The organism is Pseudophaeobacter leonis (assembly GCF_002087335.1).
GTDB classification, from domain to species: Bacteria; Pseudomonadota; Alphaproteobacteria; order Rhodobacterales; family Rhodobacteraceae; genus Pseudophaeobacter; species Pseudophaeobacter leonis.
The window spans coordinates 23,980-50,068 of sequence record NZ_MWVJ01000011.1; the positions used below are offsets into that span (position 1 = coordinate 23,980).

Below are 26,089 nucleotides of genomic sequence, written 5' to 3' on the forward strand. Positions count from 1 at the left end.
GGTCAAACACAGCGCAGTGAGTTTAAGGCGTACTATTTGAGTGCGCGTAAAATATTGAGGCGAGGTCGAGATGGATCTGAACTACACCCCCCAGCAGGAGGCCTTTCGCGCCGAGGTGCGGGCGTTCCTGGCAGAAAATCTGCCAGTTGCGCTGAGCGAGAAGGTGCGTCTGGGCAAACGGATCTCCAAGGCCGATACCGAAACCTGGAACGCCATCATGAATGCGCAGGGCTGGCTGGCAGCCAACTGGCCAAAGCAATACGGTGGCGCCGAATGGGATGCGGTGCAGCGTCAGATTTTCGAGGAAGAGGCCTGCCTGGCCCACGCGCCGCGCCTGGTGCCCTTTGGTCTGTCGATGCTGGCGCCGGTGCTGTTGCAGTTTGGCAGCGAAGCGCAGCGGCAGCGCTTTTTGCCCCGCATCCTCAGTGGTGAGGACTGGTGGTGTCAGGGCTATTCCGAGCCCGGTGCCGGATCAGACCTTGCGGCGGTGAAAACCCGCGCCGAGCTGGAGGACGACCACTATGTGGTCAACGGACAAAAGACCTGGACCACCCTGGGACAGCACGCCAACTGGATCTTTTGCCTGGTGCGCACCAACCCGGATGTCAAAAAGCAGGCCGGAATTTCGTTCTTGCTGATCGACATGACGACTCCCGGTGTCACCGTGCGCCCGATCACGCTGATCGACGGCGAGGCCGAGGTGAACGAGGTCTTCTTTGATAACGTGCGGGTGCCGGTGGAGAATCTGGTCGGCGAGCAGGACATGGGCTGGCCCTATGCGAAATACCTGCTGACCCATGAGCGGACTAATATCGCCGGGGTTGGCTTTTCTAATGCGGCGCTGGCGACCCTGAAAAAAGTTGCCGCGGCGACAATGACCGGGGGGCGACCCTTGGATCAGAACCCACATTTTGCCGGTCGTATGGCGCAGGTTGAAATCGACCTGATGGCGATGCGTACCACCAATCTGCGCGTTGTCAGCGCGGCGGCGGCGGGTCAGGCGCCGGGCGCTGAAAGCTCGATGCTCAAGGTCAAAGGCACCCTGATCCGGCAAGAGCTTACATCGCTGCTGCGCCGGGCTGCCGGGCCTGATGCCATGCCGTTTTTGCCAGAATATCTGGACGGCGGCGACAATCAGGACCCGATGGGCCCCGAGCACACAGCCGCTGCCGCGCCGGCCTATTTCAACATGCGCAAATTGTCGATCTTTGGCGGCTCTAACGAGGTGCAACGCAGCATCATCGCCAAAACGATCCTGGAACTTTGAGAGGCCGCAATCATGGATTTTACTCTGACCGAAGAGCGCAGCATGCTGCGCGACATGCTGGGCCGCTTTCTCGCTGAGAATTATGACCACGAGACCCGGCAAAAACTGCTGCAGGCAGGCGAGACCCATAACGCCGAAGTCTTTGCCGCACTGGCAGAGCTGGGCGTGCTGGGCGCCTTGTTCACCGAGGCGCAGGGCGGCTTTGGCGGCGCTGGTTTTGATATCGCGGTGGTGTTCGAAGAGCTGGGTCGTGCCGGGGTGATTGAGCCTGTTTTGGGCAATGCTGCCCTTGCCGGTCACATGCTGGCCAGCCTCGCAAACGAGACGCAACAGGAGCTGCTGGCTGAGGTCATCGCAGCCGATCTGGTGCTGGGCTTTGCCCATAGCGAGGCGGGATCGCGCTATGATCTGTCCCATGTTGAGGCGACCGCGCGTCTTTCTGGCGACGCGGGACGTGAAGTGATCACCCTGGAGGGCGTTAAAACCCAGGTGATCAACGGCGCTGCCGCACAGCTCTTTGTGGTCTCCGCCCGTGAGAGCGGCGGGGCCTGGGGGCAAAACGGGATCTCGCTGTTTTTGGTCGCGGCGGACACGCCCGGTGTATCGGTCACAACACAGGGCAATATTGATTGCGCCTCCGGCGCAACCCGGACGCTGGAGAATGTGCAGCTGGATGCGACCCGTCGGCTGGGCGTTGGCGGCCAGGGCTACGGCGCGATTGAGGCGGCCGTGGCGCAGGCGACACTGGCCATCTGCGCAGAGGCGCTTGGTGCGATGGAAGCGGCCAAAGCCCTGACGGTGGACTATCTGAAAGAGCGCAAACAGTTTGGAATGCCGATTGGTAAGTTCCAGGCGCTGCAGCACCGGATGGCCGATATGCTGATCGAGATCGAGCAGGCGCGCTCGGCTGTGGTCAACCTGGCGGGGGCTCTGGACAAGCCACGACTGATCCGTGAGCGCGAGGTCAGCGCCACCAAGAACCTGATTGGCCGGGTCGGAGCGCTGGTGGCTGAAGAATGCATCCAGATGCACGGTGGTATTGGCATGACCGGCGAATACGCGCTGTCACACTATGCCCGGCGCCTGACCATGATCGACCATCAGTTTGGCGATGTGGATCATCACCTGGAGCGATTTATAGCGTTGAAATCTGCCTGACCGGCCTGATTGGCCTGACGGGGCCGGGCGCATGATGCAATTCAAGGACTGTCACTGAAACCAACACTTTTAGGGAGGGACGCCGCGTGCAGACCCGAATTCACGACTATCTGAGTGCGGCTGCCACCGCAAAGCCCGATGTTCTGGCGATCATTGACCATGCCGATGTGAACCACAGCTGGGCCGATCTGCAGACTGCCACCGAGGACGCCAAGGCGGTTCTGCTGGCGCAGGGGGTCAAGCCCGGCGACCGGGTGGTGATGGTGTTTGAGAACTGCCTCGCGGTCTGTGCCTTTCTTTTTGCCACCAGCCAGATCGACGCAATCGCGGTGCCGCTCAACGCCCGTCTCACCCATGCCGAGCTCGACCGGCTTATCACCCATAGCGACCCAAGCGCGGTGATATTTTGCCGCGAGGCCTCTGAGGCCGCAGTGATCCATGGCAAGGCATTTTCGGCCAAGACCGCAACCGGGCGGTTTGGTACTGTTGGCGTGTTCAGGCGCGTTGGCAGCCAGCCGGAGCCCTGTTTCAAAGCGGCTGATCAGCAGGTGGCGATCCTGCTGTATCCCTCGGGGACCACAGGGGCGCCAAAGGCGCGATGCTGACGCATCACAACCTGATGTCGGGCGCCATGGCCTCGGCCAAGGTGCGGGGCATGCAGGACGATGACATGACCTTTCGGGCCCTGCCGCTGGCGCATATCTTTGGTCTGGTGGCCTTCCTGTCGGTCTGCGGTGCGCAGGGCAGGGTGCGGCTGAAAGCACGGTTTGCGGTTGACCGGCTTTATAGGGCGTTGCAAACGGATGTCACGCTGCTGCCTGCCGTGCCGCAGATGCACGCGCTGCTGTTCCACTATGCCCGCGCCCAGAACAAGCCCCGCTATGAGGGGGATCTGCTGCGCTTTGTCTCGTCTGGTGGCGCGCCACTGGATCCGGTCTGGAAGCGAGAGGCCGAAGCCTTTTACGGTATTCCCTTGCAAAACGGCTATGGGCTGACCGAAGGCTCTGCCGGGGTCTGCGCCACTAAAAGCCCGCTTGGCGATGCCGATGTCAGCGTCGGATTCCCGATGGAAGGCAGCCTGTTTCGGCTTGATTTTGAGGCCGAAGGCGCGACGCCTAATGAGGGTATCGGTGAGATCCTGCTGGGCGGGCCACAGGTGATGAAGGGCTACTTTCGCGATCCCGCCCAAAGCGCCAGAGTGCTGACCTCTGACGGGTTTTACCGTACCGGCGATCTGGGGCGGCTTGACCAGGAAGAGCGGCTGCATATTGCCGGACGCTCAAAGGAGCTGATCATCCGATCCGGGTTTAACGTCTACCCGGTCGAGGTTGAGGCGGCGCTGAGCGACCATCCCGAAGTCATCATGGCGGGCGTTGTTGGCAGGCCTGCCGCAGGCAACGAAGAGGTCCTGGCATTTGTCAAAGTGGCGGCCGGTTGCAGCCTGAGCGAGGCGGAGCTATCGGGGTTTGTAAAAGACAAGCTGGCCCCCTACAAACGGCCCACCCGGATCATTCTGACGCAGGATCTACCGACCGCACCCACCGGCAAAATTCTAAAAGCAAAACTGATTAGCACCTTTGCTGATCAGCTTCAGGGTGAAACCACTATCTGATTGTAAATTCTACTATACGGAATGGTGTTCTGTATGTTGGCCAAGACAAAATGTGATCTCGGGGAGGAGAATCTGACTATGAGCTTTGTGAAAACAGCATTTGGAGCGGCGGCTGTCGCTTTGACGTTTGGGACTGTTGCAGCGGCAGAAACCACCATCTTTTATGGCCACAGTGGCCCGGCACGCGGCACGGTTCCTGCGGCGCTGAAATGGTTGACGGCCGCATTGGAGAGCTGTCCGGCGGCGACATGAAGCTCGATGTGCAGTGGGGCGGTGCCCTGTTCAAAGCCTCCGCCTCGGTACAGTCGATTGGCGATGGCGTGGCGGATGCCGGCTCGATCATTTCGGCCTATTTCCAAAAAGAGATGGCGGCCTATTCTTTGGCGGATCTGCCACTGGGCGGCCCCAACCCCTGGGTTGGTCTGCGCGCCACCGATCATCTGATGCGCACCGTGCCAGAAATCACTGAAAATCTGGCACCCAGAACCTGGTCTATATCGGCACCTTTACAGCCTCGGATGTGAACGTGGCCTGCAAGGGCGATGCGATCAATTCGATCCAGGATATCGCTGGCAAAAAAGTGCGTGGCGCCGGCGTCTACGGCAAAGTCTTTGGCGAGCTGGCGCGACCATGGTCAATCTTAGTGTCTATGAGGCCTATCAGGGTCTGGATACCGGCCTGATCGACTGTACCCAAGGCTACTCTTACATCATCCAGGCGCTGAAGTGGCACGAAGTCATCGACAGCTACACCGTGTTGAACTGGGGCCAGATCGGCGGCTACGGCATGTTCATGAACAAGCAAAGCCATGACGCCCGGAGCGACGATGAGAAAGCCGTGATGACCCAGGCGGGTACAGAGCTGGCAGACAAATTCGCCCAGATCGTTATCGGTGCAAACTCCAAGGCGCTCAAGGCTATGCGCGAAGGTGGCTATGAACGCGACGTCAAGGTGATCGAGGTCTCCGCAGAAGAGCGCGCCGCGCTGAACGCCGCGACCGAGCCCTTCCTGGCGGACTGGAAAGAGAACGCTGCCAGCGTTGGTCTCAACCCTGATCACATGATCAAGGTCTATACTGATGCCGTGGCCGAGTTCACGGCTGAGTTTGACGCCAAGGGGTATCCCTGGGAGCGCAACTGATCTGATACAGCCACCGGGGCAGGGGAAACCTTGCCCCGGTACTGCTGTGTCCAGCTGTTTGAACCAGTTGGTTTTTGATCCAGTTGTTTTGCTGCTCCACCAGACTGCATAAGGGCGACGCCATGTTTACCGAATAGAAAAACTCTTTGTCGACGTGGCGACGGCTGCGATCATTTTGCTGGCATTGATGATTTTTGCCGATGTGATCGCGCTCAACCTGTTCAAGGCGTCGGTGCCCGATGCGGTGATCATCGTGCGCGAGTTGATGGTGCTGGCGATCATCATGCCACTGGCTGCTGTCACCACCCAGCGGGCCCATATTGCGGTAGAGTTTCTCACCAATATGCTGCCGCCGCGGATGGTCGAGTATTTTGTGATCTTTGGCACTTTGTTTGGCGTCTTTGCTTTGACACCGCTGATCTATTCGGGCGGCAAAGAGCTGATGCACCAGATCAATACCGGCAGTGCCTTTTATGGCGACCTCAACCTGCCGCAATGGCCGGGGCAGCTGGCCTTTCTCATTGGTATTTCGCTGTGCTGGCTGCGGCTGCTGGCAATGGCTCTGGGCGATATCGTAACCGTCTGGCGCGGTGAGGCGCTGAATTTCGAGCCCACAGGTCACTGAACTGCTGACCGGGTGAGCCCCACGCCACAGCGCGCTGATGCGCTTCGTTGAACACTTCAATTTCGGGAATAGACTTGATGGATCCGGCAACGATTGGATTAGTGGCCTTTGGCCTGATGCTGGTATTGCTGGCGATGCGGGTGCCGATTGCCTTTGCATTGATTGGGGTCGCCACCATGGCTGCCTTTACCATCTTTGCCTTCAGAACCGGCACATTCATGCCCGAGCGGGCCATTCGCGCCACCTCGTCGCTGGTGTTTTCAAACTCGTTCGATCTGGTGCACAGCTTTGATCTGTCGATGATCCCGCTGTTTGTGGCGCTGGGAAACATCGCCTATCGCGCCGGGATCACCACGGCGGTTTATAATTCGGCCAAGGTCTGGCTGGTGCGGCAGCGCGGCGGTCTGGCTGTGGCCTCGGTCATGGGCTGCGGTGGCTTTTCCGCCATCACCGGCTCCAGCCTTGCCTGCGCCTCTACCATGGGCAAGATCTGCACCCCCGAGATGCTGCGGCTGGGCTATGATCCGCGTCTCGCCACCGCAAGTGTTGCGGCAGGCGGCACCCTGGGGTCGCTGATCCCGCCGAGCATCCTGTTTATCATCTATGCGACCCTTACCGAGACCTCGGTGAGCAAGCTGTTTCTGGCGGGGGTTCTGCCCGGCCTGCTGACCTTGGCGGGGTTTGTGCTGGTGATCTGGGTCTGGATCCTGGTGAACCCAAACTGGTGCCCGAGCGCGGTGCGCCCGCCAGTTTTGGCGAAAAGATGGCGGCAGCCCGCGAGGCCTGGCCTGCGGCGCTGATCTTTGTGATCATCGTGGTCGGCATCTACGGCGGCTTTTTCACCGCAACAGCGGCCGCGGCGGTCAGCGTTGTGATCACAACGCTTATTGGTTTTGCCCAAAGGCGCCTGACCCTGCAGAGCCTGTGGGAAGCGGTGCGTGAAACCTGCGTGCAGACCTCGGCCATCTTTATTGTTGCGGCGGGCGCCAAGATCTTTGTTGCCGCCATCGCGCTGACGGGCATGGCGCCAGCGCTGGTGCAGTCGGTGGCCGACGCACAGCTGTCGCCGATGGTGCTGCTGATCTGCATCTGTGGAGTCTATCTGATGCTGGGCATGTTCCTTGATCCCATTGGTATCATGGTTTTGACCCTGCCGCTGGTGGTGCCCTTGGTGGAATCCTATGGCATGAACCTGATCTGGTTTGGCGTTGTGGTGGTCAAGCTGCTGGAGATCGGTCTGATTACGCCGCCGGTTGGGCTTAATGTCTTTGTGCTGTCCAATGTGGTGGGCAAGGCCGGCCCCCATCGGCACTGTCTTTGCCGGCATCTGGCGGTTCTTGTGCGTCGATGTGGTGGTGCTGGCGCTGATTGTCGGTTTCCCGTCGATTTCCCTGTTCTTGTCGATGACGTCCAGATGACGTCAAAATGAACAGGGCTTTTCCTTGCTGCAAAATTCTATATGGTGGAATTCCCAAGGATAGCTAGGGTTTGAGGCGATGCCAGATCTGAAAGATGACAAGCGATTTGCCAATACTCTGGCGCGTGGTCTCAATGTGTTGCGGGCCTTTGGACCCAACGATGACGGGCTGGGCAATCTGGAGATTTCGGAACGCACCGGTGTGCCACGCTCTACAGAGTCGCGGCTGACCTTTACGCTCTGTGCCCTTTGCTATCTGACCCATGGGCGGCATCACGACAAATACCGGCTTGGGCCTGCGGCACTGGCGCTGGGGAATATTGCCGGGGCCTCATTTGGCTTTGTCGAGACGGCTGGCCCGATTATGAGAAACTGGCCGATGCCACCAAAACCCTGACCGGGGTGGCCATTCAGGATGATGGCAAGATGCTGATCGTCAAGACCTGGCGGCCGCGCAACTCAACCACCACCTGGCTCAACGTTGGCTACCGGATGCCGATGCTCAAATCCTCGACCGGGGCTGCCTTTTTGGGCGCCCTGGGGCGCAGTGAATTGGCAAAACTCACCCAGGGGATGTCGGCTGAGGACCAGCACAGCTATGAAGAGGCCTGGGCTGTGGCACAGTCTGGCCTGCTGAGCGATGGCTATGCCTTTGTGCGTGGAGACCAACGGTTCAATACCACGATCAACGCGATCGCGGCCCCCTATCGGCCCTCTGAATTTGGCGAGCCGGTCTCGTTTCTGAGTGGCGCGCGCACGGTTGATCTGACCGATCAGCTGATCACAGAGACGGTTGGCCCGGCGTTGGTCTCTGCCGTGCAGGAATTGCTACATATCACCGGGCGGCGCTTTCCAATCATGGCTGAGGACTGAAACCGGACAAATGCCCCTCCCACACATCGCTGCGGGAGGGAACAGTTTCGTGCTGGCCTAGCCGACAATCATCTGTTTCAGCTGCAGGGCCTCGTATTCCAGCTCGTTGAGGCGAAAGTTTACCACATCGCCAATGGTCAGCATGCCACACAGCCGGTCGCCGTCCTTGACTGGCATATGGCGAAACCGCCCCTCGTTCATGCGCCGCAACACAGAGACCAGCGCATCAGAGGGCGTACAGGTTTCGACCTTGCTTGTCAAGGTCTCGGCGACCGTTTGCGGCAGGGTCTGTCCTGGCGTTTCCGCCAGCTTTCGCACGATGTCACGTTCCGACAAGATGCCCTTTAGCGCGCCATTGTCATCCGTGACCAAAAGGGCCCCGATGCGCCGGTCGCGAAAACGGTGTACGGCGGTGCTGAGTGTGTCGGCAGACGAGATCGTGTAGACGGTTCCCCCCTTGCGCGAGATGAGGTGCTGCACGGTTGCGGTGTCTTGCGACATATTGCTTTCGGCGGGTTGACTGCGGGTGGTCTTTTTCGCCTGATCCCCACGGCTGGGCGCCTGATACGAGCTTGGCATTGTGGAATCCTCCCTGTTGTCCAATAGGCCGGGTTGTTTAAGTGGCCAGGTTGTATAGTAGTCCGGTGCTGTGCCATTCAGCTTAGACGACAAATGTCCTTTGGGGGAATACCTTGCTTGCCTCACATCTCACACTGACGCCGCTTACGGCCACGGTATTAATCTTTTTGGCGGTGCTGGCGGGCAATCGGTATCGCCGGGTCTGGAAGACTGAAGGGCCGCGTTGGCAGCTTTGGCTGTTTGGCCTGCTGGCGGCACTGGCGCTGCTGACGCTGGCCTTTGTGCCAATGCAGACCGCCTGAGCAGCGCCAGACGCAGAAATCCAGACTCAGCAAAAAAGGCGACCCAAAGGGCCGCCTGTATCCGTTACTCATGCTGTTTGGTGCCCCTGCTGCGGCAGATCAGCCCTCGGCGCGCATCTCGGCTTCCATCTGCTCAACCATCTGGCGGGCGCGTTTGCACTGCAGCTTGTCGCGCAGCGGGCTGTTGGGATCGACGTCCTTTTTGCACACCAGACATTTGTCAGCGCCTGAAATGGCGTTCAGTCCGCCACAGCTGCCTTTGATGGTCTTACCCATAAAGATCACGCCCAGCGACATGCCCAGCATGATGAGGGTCAACAACCCAAAGGTCAGAAGGAAAGTGGCCATGGTGATCTGCCCCTATTGCTTGGCTTGCAGTTTGGCAAACTGCGAGCTGACGGTGGTTTCAAAGCCTGTCTCACCGGAATCGGGGCTGCGTGCAATGAACAAAACCGCGAGGCCCTCGGCTTCGGCGACCTTTAGCCCCCGGTCCTGACCCAGCGCCAGCAAGGCTGTGGCCCAGCCATCGGCCATCATCGCATCCGGTGCCAGCACGGTGACCGAGGCGGTGCCATGTGTGATCGGGCGCCCGGTGGTGCCGTCGATGATATGGGAGTAGCGAATGCCGCCCTGTTCAAAATAGTTGCGATAATCGCCTGAGGTGGCCATGCCCAGACCCGAGACATCGACAATTTCCTCAATGCTCTGGCTGGCGGCATCCGGGCGTTCAATACCAATGCGCCAGCTGTTGCCCTTGGGGTTCTGGCCGGCAGTGACCAGATCGCCACCGATTTCTACCATATAGTCTCTCAGCCCGGCCTCAGCCAGAACCGCAGCAACCTGATCCACCCCATAGCCCTTGGCGATGGCGGCGAGATAGACCGAGGCTTGCGGCAGGCTTTTGCGCAGTGTCAAAGGCTCCTGCGACAGGGACAGAATCTTGCTCTGTCCAACCTGACCCATGGCCGCCGCGATGGCGTCATCCGCAGGCACGGGGCTGTCCTGATCGCGGGCGCCAAAGCCCCAGATCTCGATCAGCGGGCCCAGGGTCACATCAAAAAGCCCCTCGCTTTTGTCATGGATCTCATTGGCGGCGCTGATGACCTTGGCCAGCTCTGGTGAGATTGCGACCGGATCCGTCGAGGGGGAGGCGTTGAAGCGGGAAATCTCAGAGGTAGGGTCCCAGTTTGACATCTGCGCGTTGACCGCTGCCAGTTCGGCTGTGATTGCGGCCTGCAGCGCATCGGCTGACAGCGCGGCCGTTTTGTCGACTGCTGTGATGTTATACGTTGTGCCCATTGTTTCACCGCTAAACTGCAGCGTTATGGGATCCGATTTGCACGCTGCGAGAAAAAACGCGAGCGCAACAAGAAAGAGACGTGCCATTTGTCCACCTACCCTTGAAACGCCCTTCTATTGTACGCTATTCGCGGCCCTGTCAATCTTCGCCAAGCCTGGGAAACTTTGCTATGAATGTCACGATGGCAGAATAGATCAAGTTTCCGGTAGGAACCCGGGGCAGATCAGACTATTTGCAGGCCGAATCCAAAAACAGCCATGACATGTCGGTTCTGACCGACCGAAGAGAAGAAGAGAAACAGTTGCGGCATTACAAGCTACGAAAAGGACTCGAACTTCCGGTTGAGGGCGCGCCCGCTCAGGAAATTCATCAGGGTCCCGCAGTCAGGACCGTTGCCTTGCTGGGCAGCGACTACCTGGGTTTGAAACCCCGTCTTGCGGTGCAGGAGGGCGATGTGGTTGCTCCCGGCTCGCCGGTCTTTGCCCATAAGGACACGCCTGAGGTTCAGGTGGTCTCGCCGGTGGCCGGTCGGATCAAGGCGATCAATCGCGGTGCCCGCCGGGTGCTGATCAGTGTTGAGATCGAAGTGGACGCCGCAGCCGCAACGCCAGTTGATTTCTCCGCTGTCGGTGATATCTCCACCACCGAGGGTCTGGCCGAGCGTCTGTGTGCTGCGGGCCTGTGGTCTGCGTTTCGCACCCGTCCCTATTCCAAAGTGCCCGCACCGGACAGCCGCCCTGCCGCGCTCTATGTGACGGCGATGGAGTCTGAAACCGCTGGCAGCTGATGCCGCCGTGATCATTGCCGACGCCGCTGAAGATTTTGCCGCAGGCCTCAAGGCGATCGCTGCGCTGAGCGAGGGCAACACCTACCTCTGTCACGCCGCGGGAGCTGCGGTTCCCAGCGTCGAGGGCGTTGAGGTTGCCGCGTTTGAAGGGCCGCATCCTGCCGGTCTGGCCGGCACCCATATGCATTTCATTGCGCCGCCCACCGCCAGCAAACTGGTCTGGAGCATCGGCTATCAGGACGTGATTGCCATTGGCCGCCTGCTGGCAACGGGGTCTCTCAACTCCGAGCGCATCATCGCGCTGTCTGGCCCGCTTGTGAACACGCCGCGTCTGATCCGCACTGTTGAGGGCGCTGCCATGGCGGATCTCATTGCCGGTGAGGTTGACACCTCGGTACCCGCACCACTGATTTCGGGCTCGATCCTGTCGGGTCGCGCCGGTGCTGGCGTTGATGGCTATCTGGGCCGCTATGCGCGTCAGATCACCGTGATCGAAGAAGACCACAAACAAATTCCGCTGGGCTGGATTCGTCCTATGGCCAGCAAATATGCGGTGCAGCCGGTGCTTGGCTCGCTGTTCTCCAAAAAGCTCTATGCGCTGACCAGCAACCTGAATGGCGGACGGCGCGCCATGGTGCCCACCGGCACCTTTGAAGAGCTGATGCCGCAGGACTATTTGCCAACGCAGCTTTTGCGCGCGCTTTTGGTGATGGATACCGATCAGGCCCAGGCGCTTGGCGCGCTGGAACTGGACGAAGAAGATCTCGGGCTGGTCGGCTTTGCCTGCCCGGCAAAATACGAATACGGACTGGCGCTGCGCGACAGTCTGACGAAGATCGAAAAGGAGGGATAGTCTCTTGGTCTCCGTAACTTTTTTGACCTCATTGAGCCGAACTTTAACAAGGGCGGCAAATGGGAGAAACTCTTCCCCATCTACGAGATGGTGGAAAGCTTCCTCTATACACCAAAGACGGTCACCAGTGCTGCGCCACATGCGCGCTCTTATGTCGATATGAAGCGGATCATGACCTATGTGGTCATCGCGACGATCCCCTGTATCCTGTTTGGCCTCTATAACACCGGTCTGCAGGTCAACACTGCCATTGGCCATTGCGCCTCGGGCTGGCGCGCCGCAATGGTCAAATTCTTTGGCATTGGCTTTAATCCAGCCAACCCTCTGGGCAATATGCTGCACGGGCTTTTGTATTTCCTGCCGATCTATATCACCACGCTGGTGATTGGTGGCATCTGGGAAGTGATCTTTGCCACCGTGCGCGGCCATGAGGTCAACGAGGGCTTTCTGGTCACCTCCATGCTTTATGCCCTGATTGTGCCTGTCAGTATTCCGCTGTGGCAGGTCGCGCTTGGCATCTCGTTTGGTGTGGTAATCGGCAAAGAAGTCTTTGGCGGCACCGGCAAGAACTTCCTCAACCCGGCGCTGACCGGCCGGGCATTCCTCTACTTTGCCTATCCGGCCTATATGTCTGGCGACAGCATCTGGACGCCTGTTGACGGGTTTTCCGGCGCTACCGCGCTGGCGGTCTCGGCCTCGGCCGGGTTTGATCAGCTGGCGGCCAATGGCGTCACCTGGATGAACGCCTTTGTTGGCACTATTCAGGGCTCCTTTGGTGAGACTTCGACGCTGGCCTGTATGATTGGCTTGGGCTTTTTGCTGATGACCAAGATTGCCATCGGGCGTCTGGTTGCGGGCTGCCTGGTCGGCATGATTGGTTTTTCGCTGCTGCTGAACGCCGTTGGCTCTGACAGCAATCCGATGTTTGCCATGCCCTGGTACTGGCATCTTGTGACCGGCGGCTTTGCCTTTGGTCTGGGCTTTATGGTGACCGAGCCGGTCTCGGCCAGCCATACCAATATGGGCCGCTACATCTATGGCGCGCTGATTGGCTTTATGGTGGGGAGATGATCCGGGTGGTGAACCCGGCCTTCCCCGAAGGCATGATGCTCGCCATCCTGTTCGGCAACGTCTTTGCGCCGCTGATCGACTACTTTGTCGTTCAGGCCAATATCAAACGGAGAGCGAAGCGTCATGTCTGAGCAAACCAACAAAGGCGCAATCCGCCGCTTTTTGGATATGTCGCCTGACTCGACACCAAAAACGCTGTTTGTTGCCGTCACCCTGTGCCTGTTTGCCTCGATGATCGTCTCGGCGGCCGCCGTGGCGCTGCGCCCAATTCAAGAAGCAAACAAGTTGAAAGACAAGCAGATCAACATTCTGCAGGTCGCGGGTCTGTATGAGCCGGGCATGGACATCACCAAGGCCTTTGGCGCCTCGTTTGAGCCGCGCATTCTGGAGCTTTCCACGGGCCAGTTCACCGATGCCTTTGACGTTGCCAGCTTTGATGACCGTGCGGCGGCCAGTGATCCGGCAACCTCGATTGAGTTGGAAAATGATCCGGCCTCGATCGGGCGGCAGTCGCAATACATGACCGTCTATCTGTTGAAAGATGACGCCGGTGACATCGACAAGGTGATCCTGCCCATTCATGGCTATGGTCTGTGGTCGACGCTTTATGGCTTTATCGCTGTCGAGGAAAACGCCAATGACATCTTTGGCCTGCAGTTCTACAGCCACGCCGAGACCCCCGGTCTGGGGGCTGAGGTTGATAATCCGCGCTGGAAATCGCAGTGGAACGGCAAACGCCTGAGCGACGACAGCGGCGCGCTGCAGATCACCGTGGCCAAGACCGCGCCGCCAGCTGGCGCTGACTACCATGTGGATGCCCTGTCGGGTGCGACGCTGACCACGGTTGGTGTCGACAATCTGGTGCGCTTCTGGATGGGCGAAGCCGGCTATGCATCCTTCCTTGCCAATCTCAAAGCGGGAGATATCTGATGGCCCAGACACGTAGAGCGCTGTTGCTTGATCCCATGGTGGACAACAACCCGATCACCCTGCAGGTGCTTGGGATCTGTTCCGCCCTTGCGGTGACCTCCTCGCTGAAAGTGGCGCTGGTGATGACAATTGCGGTGACGCTGGTGACGGCGTTTTCCTCGATGTTCATCTCGATGCTGCGCAACCAGATCCCCAACTCGATCCGTATCATTGTGCAGATGGTGATCATCGCCTCGCTGGTGATCCTGGTGGATCAGGTGCTCAAGGCTTATGCCTACGAGATCTCCAAAACCCTGTCGTTCTTTGTCGGGCTGATTATCACCAACTGTATCGTCATGGGCCGCGCCGAGGCCTTTGCCATGCAGAACCCGCCGATGGCCTCGTTTCTGGACGGTATCGGCAACGGGCTTGGCTATGGGCTGATCCTGATGCTGGTTGGGTTCGTGCGTGAGCTGTTCGGCTCTGGCTCACTGTTCGGCGTCACCATTCTGGAAACCGTCAACAACGGTGGCTGGTATGTGCCCAACGGTTTGCTGCTGCTGCCGCCCTCTGCCTTTTTCGTTATCGGTCTTTTGATCTGGGCCTTCCGCACCTGGAAGCCCGAACAGGTCGAAGAGCGTGAACATAAAATCCAAGTTGTCGAGGCCCACTGATGGAAGCGCTGCTATCTCTGGCCGTAAAGGCCATCTTCGTCGAGAACATGGCGCTGTCGTTCTTTCTCGGCATGTGTACCTTTATCGCGGTCTCCAAAAAGATCTCTACGGCCATTGGCCTCGGGATCTCGGTGATGGGGGTGCAGTCTATTCCTGGGCCCGCCAACAACCTGATCCTGACCTACCTTTTGAAACCAGGCGCCCTGGCCTGGGCCGGGTTTCACGATGTTGACCGGACCTTTCTTGGTCTGATCTCCTATATCGGCGTCATCGCCGCGCTGGTGCAGATCCTCGAGATGGTTTTGGATAAGTACTTCCCGCCATTGTATAATGCGTTGGGGATCTTTCTGCCGCTGATCACCGTGAACTGCGCCATTCTTGGGGGCTCGCTCTTTATGGTTGAACGCGACTATGGCTTTGCGGAATCGGTGACCTATGGCATCTCGTCCGGCTTTGGTTGGGCCCTGGCCATCACCGCCATGGCAGGTGTGCGCGAAAAGCTGAAATACTCTGACATTCCTGACGGGTTGCAGGGTCTTGGCATCACATTCATCACTGCAGGTTTGATGGCCATGGCCTTCATGTCCTTCAGCGGCGTGAAACTGTAAGGAGGCTGGATCTATGACAACTTTTGTACTGGGCGTCCTGCTCTTTACCCTGATTGTTCTGGCGCTGGTCAGCATCATCATCGCGGCGCGCTCAAAGCTGGTGTCGACCGGCAATGTGAACATCACCATCAATGGCGAGAAAACCATTTCGGTGCCTGCAGGCGGTAAGCTGTTGCAGACGCTGGCGGCGGAAAAGCTGTTTGTGCCTTCGGCCTGCGGCGGCGGCGGCACCTGCGCCCAGTGTCGCGTGCGGGGTCATTCCGGCGGTGGGTCGATCCTGCCCACTGAGGAAGGCCATATCACCAAACGCGAAGCGGCCTGTGGTGACCGTCTCTCCTGTCAGGTTGCTGTAAAGCAGGACATGGAAGTGGAAGTGCCCGAAGAGGTCTTTGGCGTCAAAAAGTGGGAATGTACCGTACGTTCCAACGAGAACGTCGCGACCTTCATCAAGGCGCTGGTGCTGGATCTGCCCGAAGGCGAAAACGTCGATTTCCGCGCCGGTGGCTATATCCAGATCGAAGCGCCCGCGCATGCGTTGAAATACACCGATTTCGACATCGAAGAAGAATACCGCGGCGACTGGGATCGTTTCAACGTCTGGCAGTATGAATCCGTGGTGAACGAGCCGGTTGAGCGGGCTTATTCCATGGCCAACTACCCGGAAGAAAAGGGCATGATCATGCTCAACGTGCGGGTGGCCTCGCCGCCGCCCGGCTCTGAGGGTATTCCGGCTGGCATGATGTCGAGCTACATCTTCAACCTCAAGCTCGGCGACAAGGTGACGATCTCTGGTCCTTTTGGTGAGTTCTTTGCCCGCGAGACCAAAAAGGAAATGGTCTTTGTCGGCGGTGGTGCCGGTATGGCCCAATGCGCAGCCATATCTTTGACCAACTCAAGCGCCTGAACACAGATCGCAAGATCAGCTTCTGGTATGGGGCGCGCTCAAAGCGTGAGATGTTCTTTGTCGAGGATTTCGACCAGCTGGCCGCAGAGTTCCCCAACTTTGAATGGCATGTGGCGCTGTCCGACGCGATGCCCGAGGACGACTGGACCGGCTACACCGGCTTTATTCACAACGTGCTGTTTGAGGAGTTCCTCAAGAACCACCCCGCGCCGGAAGACTGTGAATTCTACATGTGTGGCCCGCCGATCATGAACCAGTCGGTGATCAATATGCTGGTTGATCTTGGCGTCGACCGTGAAGATATCATGCTGGATGATTTTGGCGGCTAAGCTCTGATCAGACCTACAAATTTCAAAACGGCTCCTGTTTCAGGGGCCGGTTTTTGCATGGGCGGGCCTGTCGTGGCAGCGATGGCCGGACGCGGATAATTAGACGGGAGTAGTCTGGCAGCCAGCAGATCTGGCGTCAGGCAGACGAGTCCTGCGGCTGGTTCTGCGACAAGGCCTGCATGTCGCCCCACAACCGGTTCAGCGTCGGTTTGGTGTTTTCCTTGTCGCGGTACAGGCGGATCTCCAGCGGGTGGACATGCTCAGAGCCCCCAACAATGGTCATGCGCCCATCGGCGAGTTCGGCCTTGCACAGCTCCAGTGGCAGCCAGCCAAGGCCAAAGCCTTCCATGATCATCGCCTTGACCGAAATCGCCAGGGCGCTTTGATTGATGACCAGCATCTTGGGGCCGTCGATCTGCTGGCGCAGGGTGTGTCCACCACCGAGCGCAGGGCTGAAACCGTCCCATAGGACAACAGCGGCACGGGTTTCTTGCCGCTGCCGTCCAGCCGGTGCAGTGGGCCGTCAGGGCCGGTTTTGGAGACCGGCACAAAGCTGTCTGTTGTCAGGGTGATATAGTCGCAATTGCCCAGCCCCAAAGGCGCCAGCGCATCCATCGAGGGGTGCCAGTAGGTCAGAATCACATCGCAATAGCGTTGCTGCAGCGCCGAGACAAACTGATCGGCAGCCCAGCCGGTTGAATTGAGGTCAATCTCAAGCCCGCCCAGATCGACCAGCGGCGCAATATGGGTTTTGTAATGCGTCATATAGAGCGACTGGGATGTGGCAAACCGGATAACGTTTTCGCCCGCCGCGTCGATGATCTGGCAGCGTTCCAGCGTTTCATCATAGGTGCGCAGCATGATACGGGATTGCGCCAAAAAGACTTCGCCGGCTGCCGTCAGCGACAGCGGCAGGGTCTGGCGATTGATCAGTGTGACGCCGAACTCTTCCTCAAGGGCGCGAATACGCCGGGAAAAGGCCGGCTGGCTGACATTTCGCTCTTCTGCCGCACGCGAGAAATTCTTCTGCGCGACCAAAGCTTCAAAATCTCTGAGCCAGGCTATGTCCAATGTATCATTCCGTTCCGCCTGTCCGGGGTTTAGCCGTCCAGGCGCCCTTCTTCAACCGCATGGCATGCGGCGAGCGAGCCATCAGGCTGTTGCAGGGGGCGGGGTTGTTCGGGGCGCAGCGGCTGTTGGCATGGGCACAGCGGCTCTCAAACGGGCAGCCCGGCGGCAGGTTGATTGGCGTTGGAATCTCACCCCGCAACCGGATGTGATTGGGGTGATCATCCTTGAGCTGCGGCACAGCCGACAACAGGGCACGGGTATAGGGGTGTTTGGGGTTTTCAAACAGCGTCGCGGTATCGGCCAGCTCACAGACAGACCCAAGATAGAGCACGGCTACCTTGGTGCCAAAATGCTGCACCACGCTCAGATCATGGGTGATGAACAGATAGGTCAGGCCGCGCTGATCCTTGGCCTCCAGCATCAGGTTCAGAACCTGCGCCTGAATAGAGACATCCAGCGCCGAAATCGGCTCATCGGCGATGATGAACTCGGGGTCCACCGTCAGGGCGCGGGCGATCGCAATCCGTTGCCGCTGGCCGCCAGAGAATTCATGCGGGTAGCGCGTGGCCCAGCTGGGATCGATCCCGACCGCGCGCATGACCTCGGCCACCTTGTCGCGCACATCACTCCTGGACAGGGCAGGGTTGTGATAGCGCACCGGCTCTTCCAGCGCCTGCTGGATGGTCATGCGCGGGTTCAGCGATGCATAGGGGTTCTGAAAGATCATCTGCATCTTTTTGCGCAGGGGCATCATGGCTCGGCGTGAGCGGTTGTCGATGCGCTGCCCGTCATAGTGGATTTCACCGGCGCTGGGTGTCAGCAGGCCGGCAATCAGCCGGGCAACGGTGGACTTGCCACAGCCGCTTTCGCCAACCACGCATAGCGCCTCTCCCGGGGCCACCTGCAGCGAGATGTTATTGACCGCATGAACGGCGCGCTTTTCCTGCACGATTTTGCCGCCCCGCAACTTGATCGTTTCCAGAAAGCCCTGATCCAACTCGAACCGTTTTTCGAGGCCGCGCATTTCCAACAAAGGCTGAGGGGTCTTCATGCCTGGATCTCCTCGGCTTTGTCACTCTGTGTGATACTGTCTGTACTACTGTGCAGCCGGTTGACCTCGTGGCAGGCCACCTCGACATGAGCATATTGCACGGTCTTTGGCGCCTCTGTGAGGCAATGGGGTTTTACGAATTCACAGCGTGGGCTGAAGGGGCATCCGGCGGGAATTGCCGTCAGAGAGGGCATGTTTCCGGGGATTTGCTTCAGGCGTTGACCGGGTTTGGTCTGTTGCGGCAGCGCATTGATCAGACCCTGCGTATAGGGATGTTGCGGATCATTGATGATTTCGCGGGTGCGCCCGGCCTCGATGATGCGGCCGGCATACATCACCAATGTGCGCTCGGTCATTTGGCTGACGACGCCCAGATCGTGAGTAATCAGGATCAGGCCAACCTTGTTGGACTGGCACAGCTCCAGCAACAGCTCCATGATATCGGCCTGAATGGTCACATCCAGCGCTGTCGTCGGCTCATCCGCGATGATCAGCTGCGGGTCCAGCAGCAGGGCGATGGCAATGATGATGCGCTGGCGCATGCCGCCCGACAGCTCATGCGGGTATTGCTTCAGCCGCTCCTCTGGCGAAGGGATATAGACCTCGCGCAGCTTGACGATGGCAATCTGTTCGGCCTCGGCCTTGCTCAGCTTGCGATGGGCCTGCAGGGTTTCGACCATCTGTTGCCCGATGGTCAGAACCGGGTTCAGCGTGACCATGGGATCCTGAAAGATCATCGCCATCTGGTTGCCGCGAATATTGCGCATCCTGGCCTCAGGCATCTGAACAATGTCGTCGCCCTGAAACATGATTTTGCCCTTGTCGACAAAACCGGGACGGCTGAGCAGGTTCATCAGGGCAAAGCCGGTGATGGATTTGCCGGCGCCGGATTCGCCGACAATGCCGAGACGTTCGCCCTTGGCCAGATCAAAACTGATCTGATCCAGCGCCGTCACGGTTGTGTCACGCATGGCGAATTTGACGCTGAGATCGCGCACGGAAAGCAAGGACATGGCGCTTATCCCTTATAAAGCTTGGGGTTCAGGGCATCACGCAGCCAGTCACCCAGAAGGTTGATCACCAGGACCAGGACCACCAGAACGATGCCGGGTATGGCGGTGATCCTCCAGCTTCCGGAAAAGATATAGTCAAACCCTGATGAAATCAGCGAGCCAAGCGAGGGCTGGCTTGGCGGCATGCCGAGCCCGAGAAAGGACAGTGAGGCCTCTGAGATGATGGCATTGGCCACCTGCACCGTTGAGATCACAAAGATCGGCGTCAGCGAGTTGGGCAGGATATGGCGCACCATGATGCGGCCGGGGCCAAAGCCCAGAACACGGGCGCTGTCGACATATTCTTTCTTTTTCTCGGCCAGAACAGTGGCGCGCACGGTGCGGGCATATTGCGGCCACTCAGCAACGCCAATCACCGCGATCAGGAAATAGACCGCATATTGGTTGAAGGTTTCCGACCCAAACATCGCCTGTGTCACCGCCAGAAAGATGATCGCCACCATCAGCGTCGAGAACGACAGCTGAATATCGGCCAGCCGCATCAGCAGGCTGTCGATCCGACCGCCGACATAGCCGGCAATCAGGCCAATCGAGATGCCCAGAAAGGCCTGTAGTGCCACGGCACAGATGCCGATCAGCAGCGACAGGCGCGTACCATAGAGGATGGTTGACCACAGATCGCGGCCCTGATCATCGGTGCCCAGCATGAACTGCGCGTCAGCGCCATTCACCCAGAGGGGGGGGTATTCGCTGTTCATGATGTCGATCTGACCCGGATCATAGGGATCAAACGGGGCGATCAGCGGCGCGCAAAAGGACAGGACTGCGATCAGCGCGAAAACCGTGAGCGACACAATGGCTACCGGGTTGCGGCGGAAGCTGTAGGCCAATGTTGGAGTTCCAGATCGGCGACCAGCGCGTGGGCTCTGTCGGGGTGCTCAGGCTGTTCATGCGCCCATCCTCGCAAGATTGACGGTGGGATTGACCAGCCCGTAGATCAGGTCAACGATTGTATTGGTGACAACAAAGATAAAGCCGACAACGATCAGGTAGGCCACGATCAGTGGGGTGTCGACGCGGTTCACCGCCTCCAGAAACATGAACCCCATGCCCGGCCACTGAAACACTGTCTCGGTCAGGATGGTATCGGCCACCATGGTGCCGATCTGCACGCCGCCCACGGTGATCACCGGCAGCAGGGTATTCTTCAGCGCATGCACAAAATAGATCCGCCAGGGCCGGATGCCCTTTGCCTTGGCGTATTTGACGTATTCGCTTTGCAGCACTTCCATCATCTCGGCCCGGATCAGGCGCACAAACAGCGGCAGCATGATTGAGGCCAGCGCGATCGAGGGCAGCAGGATATGCATCCAGCCATCTACAGTGGCAAAATTGGTCTCCCAATAGCCAAAGACATGCACAACATCGCCGCGGCCGTAAGAGGGGAACCAGCCGTATTCAACGGAAAACACATAGATCATCAGGATCGCTGTCAGAAAGACCGGGATCGAAATACCAATGATCGAGATCCCCATGATCAGACGGCTGATAATGGTATTGGGGTAGATTGCGGTATAGACGCCAACGGGGATCGACAGGCCGATAATGATGATCGTCGCGCCCAGAACCAGCTCCATCGTGGCGGGTAGTTTTTTCAGGATCACATCCAGCGCCGGCTCTTTGAAAAAATAGCTGGTGCCCAGATCGCCCCGCCGCGCATTGCCGGCAAAACGCAGGTATTGCGTCATGAAACTGTCGTTTAGCCCCCGCTCGTCGCGCAGCTCCTGACGGACCTCTTCGCTCACGGATTGCCCGACAAGTTCGCGCAGCGGATCCCCTAGGTTGTCCTGAATAGCAAAGCCGATCAGCGAGATGACAAACATCACCGCGATCGCCTGAAACACGCGTTTCACAAGGTAAGCAAACATGCTTTCGCACCTTCCTGGTGCATATTACTGTGCCTGGGGCATTTGATTAGGGGTCGTCATGGCTGGTACTCCCTGACGGTCAGGATGCATAGCCACAATGAAATGTCTTGGAAAAGAGCCGGAGCAGGTCACGCAGACCCACCCCGGCTACAGAAGGCCTTAGTCGACGACGAGGTCACCGAAGTAAGGGAAGTTCAGGGCGTTCACGATCTTGTCGGCGTGGACACCTTTGCGGACACCCCAGGCCAGGTTCTGCCAGTGCAGCGGGATGAAAGCGGCCTCGTTGTAGAGGATGGTTTCCATCTGCTGCAGCATCTCGGCGCGCTTGGCGGCATCTGTCTCGCCGTTGGCCTTGGCCATCAGCATGTCGGCTTCGGCATTGCAGAAGTTGCCCGAGTTGTACTGACCATTGCCCGTGTCCTGATCAAAGCAATGGCTCAGGAACTGGTGGAAGTTGGCGGAATCTTCGGTGTCAGAGTGCCAGCCGATCATCATCATGTCTGCTGCGCGCTCGTCAAAGGCGGGCCAGTACTGGGCCTTTGGCATGGTCTGCAGGTCAACCTTGATGTTGATCTTTGCCAGCATTGACGCCACTGCCTGTGCGATCTTGTCATCGTTCACATAGCGGTTGTTTGGCGCCATCATGGAGATTTCAAAGCCGTCCGCGTAGCCTGCTTCGGCCATCAGTTCCTTGGCCTTTGCCAGATCAAAGCGGGGTTTCAGGTCTGGATTGTGACCAAGATAGCCAGCAGGGCTTGCCTGGGCGCCAACAGTGCCAAAGCCGCGCATGATGCGATCCACGATACCGGCGTTATTGACAGCATAGTCGATGGCCTGGCGGACGCGCGCGTCTTTCAGTGCTTCTACGCGGTTCTGGTTCATCTGGAATGTGATGATCCGGGTGCCGGGCATGGTGATCAGGTCGGTGCCGTCGTTGTCAGCAACACGGGCCAGATCGGTTGGCGGCACAGGCGCGATGAAATCAACGTCGCCGGACAGCAGAGCAGCCACACGGGTGGGGCTTTCCTTGATCGGGGTCAGGATGATCTTGTCGACATTGCCGGCAGTTTCGCTGTCCCAGTAGCCATCAAAACGGTCAAAGACCATTTTCACGCCCTGCTCACGTTCACTGACCACAAAGGGGCCGGTGCCGGAGACATTGCGCGAGGCAAAGCTGTCGCCATGCTTGACCAGTGCGGCGCGGTCTTTGCCGTCATCGGTGGTGCCGGAATAGAACTTGCTATCCATCGGGAAGATATAGGTCACCGTGTGCAGCACCAGCGGGTAGGGCTCTGAGGTGATCAGATCAAAGGTGTGATCGTCGATCACTTTCACGTCGGTAAAGAGGCTGAAGATACCCTTGAAATCAGGGCTTTCTTTCAGGCGATCAAAGGTCCAGTCCACGTCAGCCGCTGTCATCACGTTGCCGGAGTGAAATTTCACGCCGCTGCGCAGATGAAAACGCGTGGTATTGGCGTCGATCTGTTCCCAGCTTTTGGCCAGGCGGGGTTCGAACTGGAGGTCCTGAGTCCAGCGCACCAGCGGGTCAAACGACATGTGTGAAAACTGCAGCGTGCCGCCGGACAATTGCTCATGCGGGTCCAGTGAAACGGGGTCTGCGTCATAAGCGACTTTAACTGTGACTTCGGCCTGGGCCACGGCGCCAAAGGCGAGCGACATCACACCAGCCGCAGCAATGCGGATAAATTTATTCATTTTGCCTCCATTTCGGATGCCTTTGTTGGCAGCCTTAATCTGTGCCTGCTACCTAAGGCACCGGGCTGGCTGCGGGCCAATGCCAATTTCAAATTGCCCATGCAAATCCGGAATAGTGCTCTATACGCAGAGGGGCTGGCGCGCGCTGGTCACGATCGCGGTGTCACAGTATCATCACATGAGCAGTTGTTGCCCGGCACGATTATAAAGCGTAGGTTGAACCCATGAAACATGTCCCCAAAGAAACCACCGATGACGCCCTGATCCAGGAATTCCTGAACAAGGGCGGCAAAGTCAGTGTTGGCAAGACCAAGCCGCAGCCAAGCGAGCTGGGTCTCAGCAATAATGTCTGGAACAATAAAATGACCAAGGAAGAGAAAGCCGCCCGCGACAAGAAAAAATAGTCGCACCGGGCGCAGCCCCTTCGTCACCGGGCGCAGCCCTTTTGTCGCAACTGCAGTGTTGGCGGATACTCTACGAGGACACAGGGGGTTGCTGGGCAAAGGACATCACCGTTTTGATGGCGCCTTCCAGATCCTTGCCCTCTTCATCCCCAAGGGCCGCGTCGCGCAGGCGGGCGATCCATTGCGCCGCATCGTCGCGCTCTATCACTAGGGGCAGGGTGTCCAGCACGCGGGAAAATTTCGACAATCCCCGCGCGTGGGTGTCGGAATAGCCCTTGATCAGGCGGCGACACTGCAACAGCTCAACCGCGCAGTCGTAATTGCGCGGGATCGTCTGCAGGCACAGGGTCAGCCAGTTTTGCAAATGGGCCTGTTCAATCCGGTGACGCAGACTGTAGCGCCGGGTGCGGCGCAGCCCCGCAATGATATAAAGCAGGATGAAGCCGCGCAAGCGGTGGGTGCGAATGCGGCGTCCCTTGTTGAGGCGGCGGTCAATCCAGGCGGCGAGCCGGGGACGGGCCTCGATCCAGGCGCCCGCACCTGCAGGCAGGGCTGATGATTTCTTCGCCGCGGGGGTGAAAAAATTCGGTCAGCAGCACCGGCTTGGAGCCAGAGTCCATCTCGGTATGGATGCGGGTAAACCGCGCCTTGCGGGTTTTCAGATCGGCCACCCGGATGATGTCATCATAGCACATGGCATTGGCGATGTGTTTGGCGGCGGCCTCAACCAGGGCGCCATCGCCGTGATCCTGTTTGGCAAAGGGGCGCAGATGGTCGAGATAGGCGCGGCCATAGGCGAGGTCCTGAAATCCGACAACCTTACGCAGCCCGTGCAGTACCATGTCAGATGCGGACAGATTGCGGGCCGCGGCCTCAAGCGCCTGCCATTGACCCAGCAGGTGCGTCGGGCCTGTGGCGGGTGGGCGCCGGGGGTTTTCTGGTGCGGGCGCTGTCGTTTCGGGGGCGTTTGACTGGGCGCGGGCATAGGCGGCACCAAAGGGGCGCAGACTGGCTTTGACTCCTTTGCCAGAGGCGCGAATGGCATCTTCAAAAGCCGCCCGGCCAAAGGGCAGGGCGCCGGATCCGGCAAGAGCGCCAAACAGCGCCGAGGAAATCACCGAGCCGTTTTCAGTCGCCAATCGGTCCATGTCGAACAGGATGAGCTGATCGGCGGCAATCTCAGCGGCTGCGCGGACCTCCTCACTGGAGGCGATGCCATCTCCCGGTGCCATTTTTTCCGAGACGGCCAGGGTGCGATGGGTCGAGGCAATCAGCGTGGTGCGATCCGGCGTCACAAAACCGCGCAGAATGGCCCGCCCGGCCTCCATCATTTCGGCCGCGATCATGATGTCGACGTCGCCGCCAGCGGGCGCCAAAGAGAAGACCGGCATGGCGGCGGCCTCTGCGTTGATCGGTGCCATCTCGATATAGTAGATGGTGGCCCCGGTGCGCTGCGCCACCCCGGCAACCGAGGTCGCCTGCACCGCATAGCCCTGACTGCGGGCAACCGCTTCGATCCAGGAGGTGAGCACGCCGCCGCCCTGGCCACCAACGGCCAAAATGGCGATTTTCAGGATGGACTGTAGCGCCTGATCCGGCTGCGGTGCAGAGCTTTGCAACAGGGCGGTCATGGGGCGGTCTCCAGAAATTCAACCCGGCCTGACAGGCGGCGGGTCTGCAGCCAGGAGATGATGCTGCCCGAGAGGCCCGCCCACCAGGCCTCAAACTTTGCCGGGTTATGCACCACGTCGGCTCGATAAAAGCTGGGGCAGAGCACAGCTGCATCCGCCACCTCGCCGCAATTGCCGCAGCCAACGCAGCTTTGATCAATGCTGGCAACGGGGTCATCGCGCAGCGGGTCGTCCAGATGTTTCACCGAGAGCGAGGGACAGCCGGACAAGCGGATGCAGGCGTGATCACCGGTGCAGATGTCCTCATCGACGCCAAAGCGGGGGATCTCCATCCGGGCGCCGCCGGCGATCTGCGTGTTGCGCTTTGGCTTTTCGCGGCGCTGCTTGTTCAGCATGCACTCGCTGGAGGCCACGATCACCTTGGGGCCGTCATACTCGGTGGTCAGGGCCTCGCGAAAGATGGCGCGCATTCTGGTGACGTCATAGGTGTGGTCAATGTGGCGGATCCAGCGGACGCCAACGCCGCTCAGCGCGTTGGTGATGGAATTGTTGGTCGATTTGGTCGGGTTGTCGGCGCGGCTGGACAGGATGTCCTGGCCGCCGGTTGCGGCAGAATAGTAGTTGTCCACGATCACCGCGACGCTGTCGGCCTTGTTGAACACCATATTGCCAATGGAGGTGGACAGCCCGTTGTGCCAGAAGCCGCCATCGCCAATGATCGAGATTGCCCGCCGCGCGCCGCCGCCGTCAAAGGCCGCATTCGAGGCAGGCCCCAGCCCATAGCCCATGGTGGCGCCGCCAATGTCAAAGGGCGGCAAAGAGGCAAACACGTGGCAGCCGATATCGGCGCTGATCTGGTGCTCACAC

At 59.0% G+C, this 26,089-nt stretch carries 27 protein-coding genes and 6 pseudogenes; 20 read left to right on the forward strand and 13 right to left on the reverse strand.

The window, feature by feature from the left end; translation table 11 throughout:
* Positions 1-70: 70 nt before the first annotated feature.
* The 12 genes and pseudogenes from B4968_RS04440 to B4968_RS24040 all read left to right on the forward strand — a co-directional run bounded on the left by B4968_RS04440 (position 71) and on the right by B4968_RS24040 (position 8,092).
* Complete coding sequence (locus tag B4968_RS04440) at positions 71-1,267, forward strand: acyl-CoA dehydrogenase family protein (protein ID WP_083096995.1); 1,197 nt, start codon at positions 71-73, stop codon at positions 1,265-1,267.
* A gap of 12 nt (positions 1,268-1,279) precedes the next feature.
* Positions 1,280-2,425 carry an acyl-CoA dehydrogenase family protein gene (locus tag B4968_RS04445; RefSeq protein ID WP_083096997.1) on the forward strand — a complete coding sequence of 382 codons (1,146 nt, stop codon included), beginning with the start codon at positions 1,280-1,282 and terminating at the stop codon, positions 2,423-2,425.
* 167 nt (positions 2,426-2,592) lie between these two features.
* Positions 2,593-3,539: pseudogene (locus tag B4968_RS04450) on the forward strand (class I adenylate-forming enzyme family protein); the annotation flags it as partial.
* Positions 3,540-3,788: 249 nt separating this feature from the next.
* On the forward strand, positions 3,789-4,037 hold the full coding sequence (locus tag B4968_RS24015) for an AMP-binding enzyme (protein ID WP_241525562.1): 249 nt from the start codon (positions 3,789-3,791) through the stop codon (positions 4,035-4,037).
* Positions 4,038-4,115: 78 nt separating this feature from the next.
* Positions 4,116-4,289 carry a hypothetical protein gene (locus tag B4968_RS24020; protein ID WP_241525550.1) on the forward strand — a complete coding sequence of 58 codons (174 nt, stop codon included), beginning with the start codon at positions 4,116-4,118 and terminating at the stop codon, positions 4,287-4,289.
* Complete coding sequence (locus tag B4968_RS24025; RefSeq protein ID WP_241525551.1) at positions 4,247-4,561, forward strand: type 2 periplasmic-binding domain-containing protein; 315 nt, start codon at positions 4,247-4,249, stop codon at positions 4,559-4,561. Before B4968_RS24020 ends, B4968_RS24025 begins: the two co-directional genes overlap by 43 nt.
* 7 nt (positions 4,562-4,568) lie before the next feature.
* Positions 4,569-5,177 carry a TRAP transporter substrate-binding protein DctP gene (gene dctP / locus B4968_RS24030; protein ID WP_277620915.1) on the forward strand — a complete coding sequence of 203 codons (609 nt, stop codon included), beginning with the start codon at positions 4,569-4,571 and terminating at the stop codon, positions 5,175-5,177.
* Positions 5,178-5,331: 154 nt separating this feature from the next.
* Positions 5,332-5,802, forward strand: coding sequence for a TRAP transporter small permease (locus B4968_RS04460; protein ID WP_241525553.1), 471 nt, complete (start codon positions 5,332-5,334; stop codon positions 5,800-5,802).
* A gap of 77 nt (positions 5,803-5,879) precedes the next feature.
* On the forward strand, positions 5,880-6,602 hold the full coding sequence (locus B4968_RS25075) for a TRAP transporter large permease subunit (protein WP_277620913.1): 723 nt from the start codon (positions 5,880-5,882) through the stop codon (positions 6,600-6,602).
* A complete protein-coding gene (locus B4968_RS25080; RefSeq protein WP_277620914.1) occupies positions 6,566-7,231 on the forward strand; it encodes a TRAP transporter large permease subunit in 666 nt (221 codons plus the stop codon). The genes B4968_RS25075 and B4968_RS25080 overlap by 37 nt, the downstream gene beginning before the upstream one ends.
* A 67-nt stretch (positions 7,232-7,298) precedes the next feature.
* Positions 7,299-7,616, forward strand: coding sequence for a helix-turn-helix domain-containing protein (locus tag B4968_RS24035; protein ID WP_241525555.1), 318 nt, complete (start codon positions 7,299-7,301; stop codon positions 7,614-7,616).
* Between the two features lie 29 nt (positions 7,617-7,645).
* Positions 7,646-8,092, forward strand: a complete 447-nt coding sequence (locus B4968_RS24040; protein ID WP_241525556.1) for an IclR family transcriptional regulator — start codon at positions 7,646-7,648, stop codon at positions 8,090-8,092.
* 57 nt (positions 8,093-8,149) lie between these two features.
* Here the strand turns inward: B4968_RS24040 and B4968_RS04475 are convergent, their stop codons facing one another.
* On the reverse strand, positions 8,150-8,671 hold the full coding sequence (locus tag B4968_RS04475) for a CBS domain-containing protein (protein ID WP_083097001.1): 522 nt from the start codon (positions 8,669-8,671) through the stop codon (positions 8,150-8,152).
* Positions 8,672-8,784: 113 nt separating this feature from the next.
* On the opposite strand from B4968_RS04475, the gene B4968_RS04480 reads away from it, so the two are divergent.
* Positions 8,785-8,973, forward strand: coding sequence for a hypothetical protein (locus B4968_RS04480; protein WP_083097002.1), 189 nt, complete (start codon positions 8,785-8,787; stop codon positions 8,971-8,973).
* A 99-nt stretch (positions 8,974-9,072) separates the two neighbouring features.
* Here B4968_RS04480 and nqrM read toward each other — a convergent pair whose 3' ends face one another.
* The gene (gene nqrM, locus B4968_RS04485) at positions 9,073-9,321 is read right to left on the reverse strand and encodes a (Na+)-NQR maturation NqrM (protein ID WP_083097004.1); all 249 of its coding nucleotides are present in this window, start codon (positions 9,319-9,321) and stop codon (positions 9,073-9,075) included.
* Between the two features lie 12 nt (positions 9,322-9,333).
* Positions 9,334-10,359 carry an FAD:protein FMN transferase gene (locus tag B4968_RS04490; protein WP_083097006.1) on the reverse strand — a complete coding sequence of 342 codons (1,026 nt, stop codon included), beginning with the start codon at positions 10,357-10,359 and terminating at the stop codon, positions 9,334-9,336.
* A 215-nt stretch (positions 10,360-10,574) separates the two neighbouring features.
* Here B4968_RS04490 and B4968_RS04495 point away from each other — a divergent pair.
* From B4968_RS04495 to nqrF, 6 genes and pseudogenes are all read left to right on the forward strand, one after another.
* Positions 10,575-11,913, forward strand: a pseudogene (locus B4968_RS04495) (Na(+)-translocating NADH-quinone reductase subunit A).
* Positions 11,914-11,943: 30 nt separating this feature from the next.
* A pseudogene (locus B4968_RS04500) lies at positions 11,944-13,115 on the forward strand (NADH:ubiquinone reductase (Na(+)-transporting) subunit B).
* Positions 13,108-13,914 carry a Na(+)-translocating NADH-quinone reductase subunit C gene (locus B4968_RS04505; RefSeq protein ID WP_083097008.1) on the forward strand — a complete coding sequence of 269 codons (807 nt, stop codon included), beginning with the start codon at positions 13,108-13,110 and terminating at the stop codon, positions 13,912-13,914. The pseudogene B4968_RS04500 and the gene B4968_RS04505 overlap by 8 nt, the downstream one beginning before the upstream one ends.
* The gene (locus B4968_RS04510; RefSeq protein WP_083097010.1) at positions 13,914-14,567 is read left to right on the forward strand and encodes an NADH:ubiquinone reductase (Na(+)-transporting) subunit D; all 654 of its coding nucleotides are present in this window, start codon (positions 13,914-13,916) and stop codon (positions 14,565-14,567) included. Before B4968_RS04505 ends, B4968_RS04510 begins: the two co-directional genes overlap by 1 nt.
* Positions 14,567-15,175, forward strand: coding sequence for an NADH:ubiquinone reductase (Na(+)-transporting) subunit E (nqrE, locus tag B4968_RS04515; RefSeq protein WP_083097012.1), 609 nt, complete (start codon positions 14,567-14,569; stop codon positions 15,173-15,175). The genes B4968_RS04510 and nqrE overlap by 1 nt, the downstream gene beginning before the upstream one ends.
* A gap of 13 nt (positions 15,176-15,188) precedes the next feature.
* Positions 15,189-16,408: pseudogene (gene nqrF / locus B4968_RS04520) on the forward strand (NADH:ubiquinone reductase (Na(+)-transporting) subunit F).
* A gap of 136 nt (positions 16,409-16,544) precedes the next feature.
* Here nqrF and B4968_RS24045 read toward each other — a convergent pair.
* The 7 genes and pseudogenes from B4968_RS24045 to B4968_RS04550 all read right to left on the reverse strand — a co-directional run bounded on the left by B4968_RS24045 (position 16,545) and on the right by B4968_RS04550 (position 23,187).
* Complete coding sequence (locus tag B4968_RS24045) at positions 16,545-16,808, reverse strand: LysR family protein (protein WP_241525559.1); 264 nt, start codon at positions 16,806-16,808, stop codon at positions 16,545-16,547.
* Entirely contained in the window at positions 16,760-17,479 is a 720-nt protein-coding gene (locus B4968_RS04525) for a LysR family transcriptional regulator (protein WP_241525560.1), read from the reverse strand. Before B4968_RS04525 ends, B4968_RS24045 begins: the two co-directional genes overlap by 49 nt.
* 29 nt (positions 17,480-17,508) lie before the next feature.
* Positions 17,509-18,530, reverse strand: a pseudogene (locus B4968_RS04530) (ABC transporter ATP-binding protein).
* Entirely contained in the window at positions 18,527-19,543 is a 1,017-nt protein-coding gene (locus B4968_RS04535; RefSeq protein ID WP_083097014.1) for an ABC transporter ATP-binding protein, read from the reverse strand. The pseudogene B4968_RS04530 and the gene B4968_RS04535 overlap by 4 nt, the downstream one beginning before the upstream one ends.
* Before the next feature lie 5 nt (positions 19,544-19,548).
* A pseudogene (locus B4968_RS04540) lies at positions 19,549-20,494 on the reverse strand (ABC transporter permease).
* Entirely contained in the window at positions 20,491-21,471 is a 981-nt protein-coding gene (locus B4968_RS04545) for an ABC transporter permease (protein ID WP_083097016.1), read from the reverse strand. Before B4968_RS04545 ends, B4968_RS04540 begins: the two are co-directional and overlap by 4 nt.
* Positions 21,472-21,630: 159 nt before the next feature.
* A complete protein-coding gene (locus tag B4968_RS04550) occupies positions 21,631-23,187 on the reverse strand; it encodes an ABC transporter substrate-binding protein (RefSeq protein ID WP_083097018.1) in 1,557 nt (518 codons plus the stop codon).
* Between the two features lie 224 nt (positions 23,188-23,411).
* Between B4968_RS04550 and B4968_RS04555 the strand changes: the two genes are divergently transcribed.
* The gene (locus tag B4968_RS04555) at positions 23,412-23,591 is read left to right on the forward strand and encodes a hypothetical protein (protein ID WP_083097020.1); all 180 of its coding nucleotides are present in this window, start codon (positions 23,412-23,414) and stop codon (positions 23,589-23,591) included.
* A 70-nt stretch (positions 23,592-23,661) separates the two neighbouring features.
* Here B4968_RS04555 and B4968_RS25565 read toward each other — a convergent pair whose 3' ends face one another.
* The 3 genes from B4968_RS25565 to B4968_RS04565 form a co-directional block, all read right to left on the reverse strand.
* On the reverse strand, positions 23,662-24,042 hold the full coding sequence (locus tag B4968_RS25565) for a DUF6537 domain-containing protein (protein ID WP_420916457.1): 381 nt from the start codon (positions 24,040-24,042) through the stop codon (positions 23,662-23,664).
* 40 nt (positions 24,043-24,082) lie between these two features.
* Positions 24,083-25,222, reverse strand: coding sequence for an indolepyruvate oxidoreductase subunit beta family protein (locus B4968_RS04560; protein WP_338153203.1), 1,140 nt, complete (start codon positions 25,220-25,222; stop codon positions 24,083-24,085).
* A partial coding sequence (locus B4968_RS04565) for a thiamine pyrophosphate-dependent enzyme (RefSeq protein WP_241525561.1) occupies positions 25,219-26,089 on the reverse strand: 871 nt, incomplete at its 5' end. The genes B4968_RS04565 and B4968_RS04560, both read right to left, overlap by 4 nt.

Bases quoted from the DNA above. Each gene is read 5' to 3' on its own strand.
- B4968_RS24045 (WP_241525559.1), bottom strand. From the start codon at position 16,808: ATGCTGGTCATCAATCAAAGCGCCCTGGCGATTTCGGTCAAGGCGATG.
- B4968_RS04440 (WP_083096995.1), top strand. From the start codon at position 71: ATGGATCTGAACTACACCCCCCAGCAGGAGGCCTTTCGCGCCGAGGTG.
- B4968_RS04475 (WP_083097001.1), bottom strand. From the start codon at position 8,671: ATGCCAAGCTCGTATCAGGCGCCCAGCCGTGGGGATCAGGCGAAAAAG.
- B4968_RS24040 (WP_241525556.1), top strand. From the start codon at position 7,646: ATGCTGATCGTCAAGACCTGGCGGCCGCGCAACTCAACCACCACCTGG.
- B4968_RS04560 (WP_338153203.1), bottom strand. From the start codon at position 25,222: ATGACCGCCCTGTTGCAAAGCTCTGCACCGCAGCCGGATCAGGCGCTA.
- B4968_RS25075 (WP_277620913.1), top strand. From the start codon at position 5,880: ATGGATCCGGCAACGATTGGATTAGTGGCCTTTGGCCTGATGCTGGTA.
- B4968_RS24015 (WP_241525562.1), top strand. From the start codon at position 3,789: ATGGCGGGCGTTGTTGGCAGGCCTGCCGCAGGCAACGAAGAGGTCCTG.
- B4968_RS04445 (WP_083096997.1), top strand. From the start codon at position 1,280: ATGGATTTTACTCTGACCGAAGAGCGCAGCATGCTGCGCGACATGCTG.
- B4968_RS24020 (WP_241525550.1), top strand. From the start codon at position 4,116: ATGAGCTTTGTGAAAACAGCATTTGGAGCGGCGGCTGTCGCTTTGACG.
- B4968_RS04510 (WP_083097010.1), top strand. From the start codon at position 13,914: ATGGCCCAGACACGTAGAGCGCTGTTGCTTGATCCCATGGTGGACAAC.
- B4968_RS04490 (WP_083097006.1), bottom strand. From the start codon at position 10,359: ATGGCACGTCTCTTTCTTGTTGCGCTCGCGTTTTTTCTCGCAGCGTGC.
- B4968_RS24035 (WP_241525555.1), top strand. From the start codon at position 7,299: ATGCCAGATCTGAAAGATGACAAGCGATTTGCCAATACTCTGGCGCGT.
- B4968_RS04545 (WP_083097016.1), bottom strand. From the start codon at position 21,471: ATGTTTGCTTACCTTGTGAAACGCGTGTTTCAGGCGATCGCGGTGATG.
- B4968_RS24025 (WP_241525551.1), top strand. From the start codon at position 4,247: ATGGTTGACGGCCGCATTGGAGAGCTGTCCGGCGGCGACATGAAGCTC.
- B4968_RS25080 (WP_277620914.1), top strand. From the start codon at position 6,566: ATGGCGGCAGCCCGCGAGGCCTGGCCTGCGGCGCTGATCTTTGTGATC.
- nqrM (WP_083097004.1), bottom strand. From the start codon at position 9,321: ATGGCCACTTTCCTTCTGACCTTTGGGTTGTTGACCCTCATCATGCTG.
- B4968_RS04550 (WP_083097018.1), bottom strand. From the start codon at position 23,187: ATGAATAAATTTATCCGCATTGCTGCGGCTGGTGTGATGTCGCTCGCC.
- B4968_RS04555 (WP_083097020.1), top strand. From the start codon at position 23,412: ATGAAACATGTCCCCAAAGAAACCACCGATGACGCCCTGATCCAGGAA.
- nqrE (WP_083097012.1), top strand. From the start codon at position 14,567: ATGGAAGCGCTGCTATCTCTGGCCGTAAAGGCCATCTTCGTCGAGAAC.
- B4968_RS04505 (WP_083097008.1), top strand. From the start codon at position 13,108: ATGTCTGAGCAAACCAACAAAGGCGCAATCCGCCGCTTTTTGGATATG.
- B4968_RS04535 (WP_083097014.1), bottom strand. From the start codon at position 19,543: ATGTCCTTGCTTTCCGTGCGCGATCTCAGCGTCAAATTCGCCATGCGT.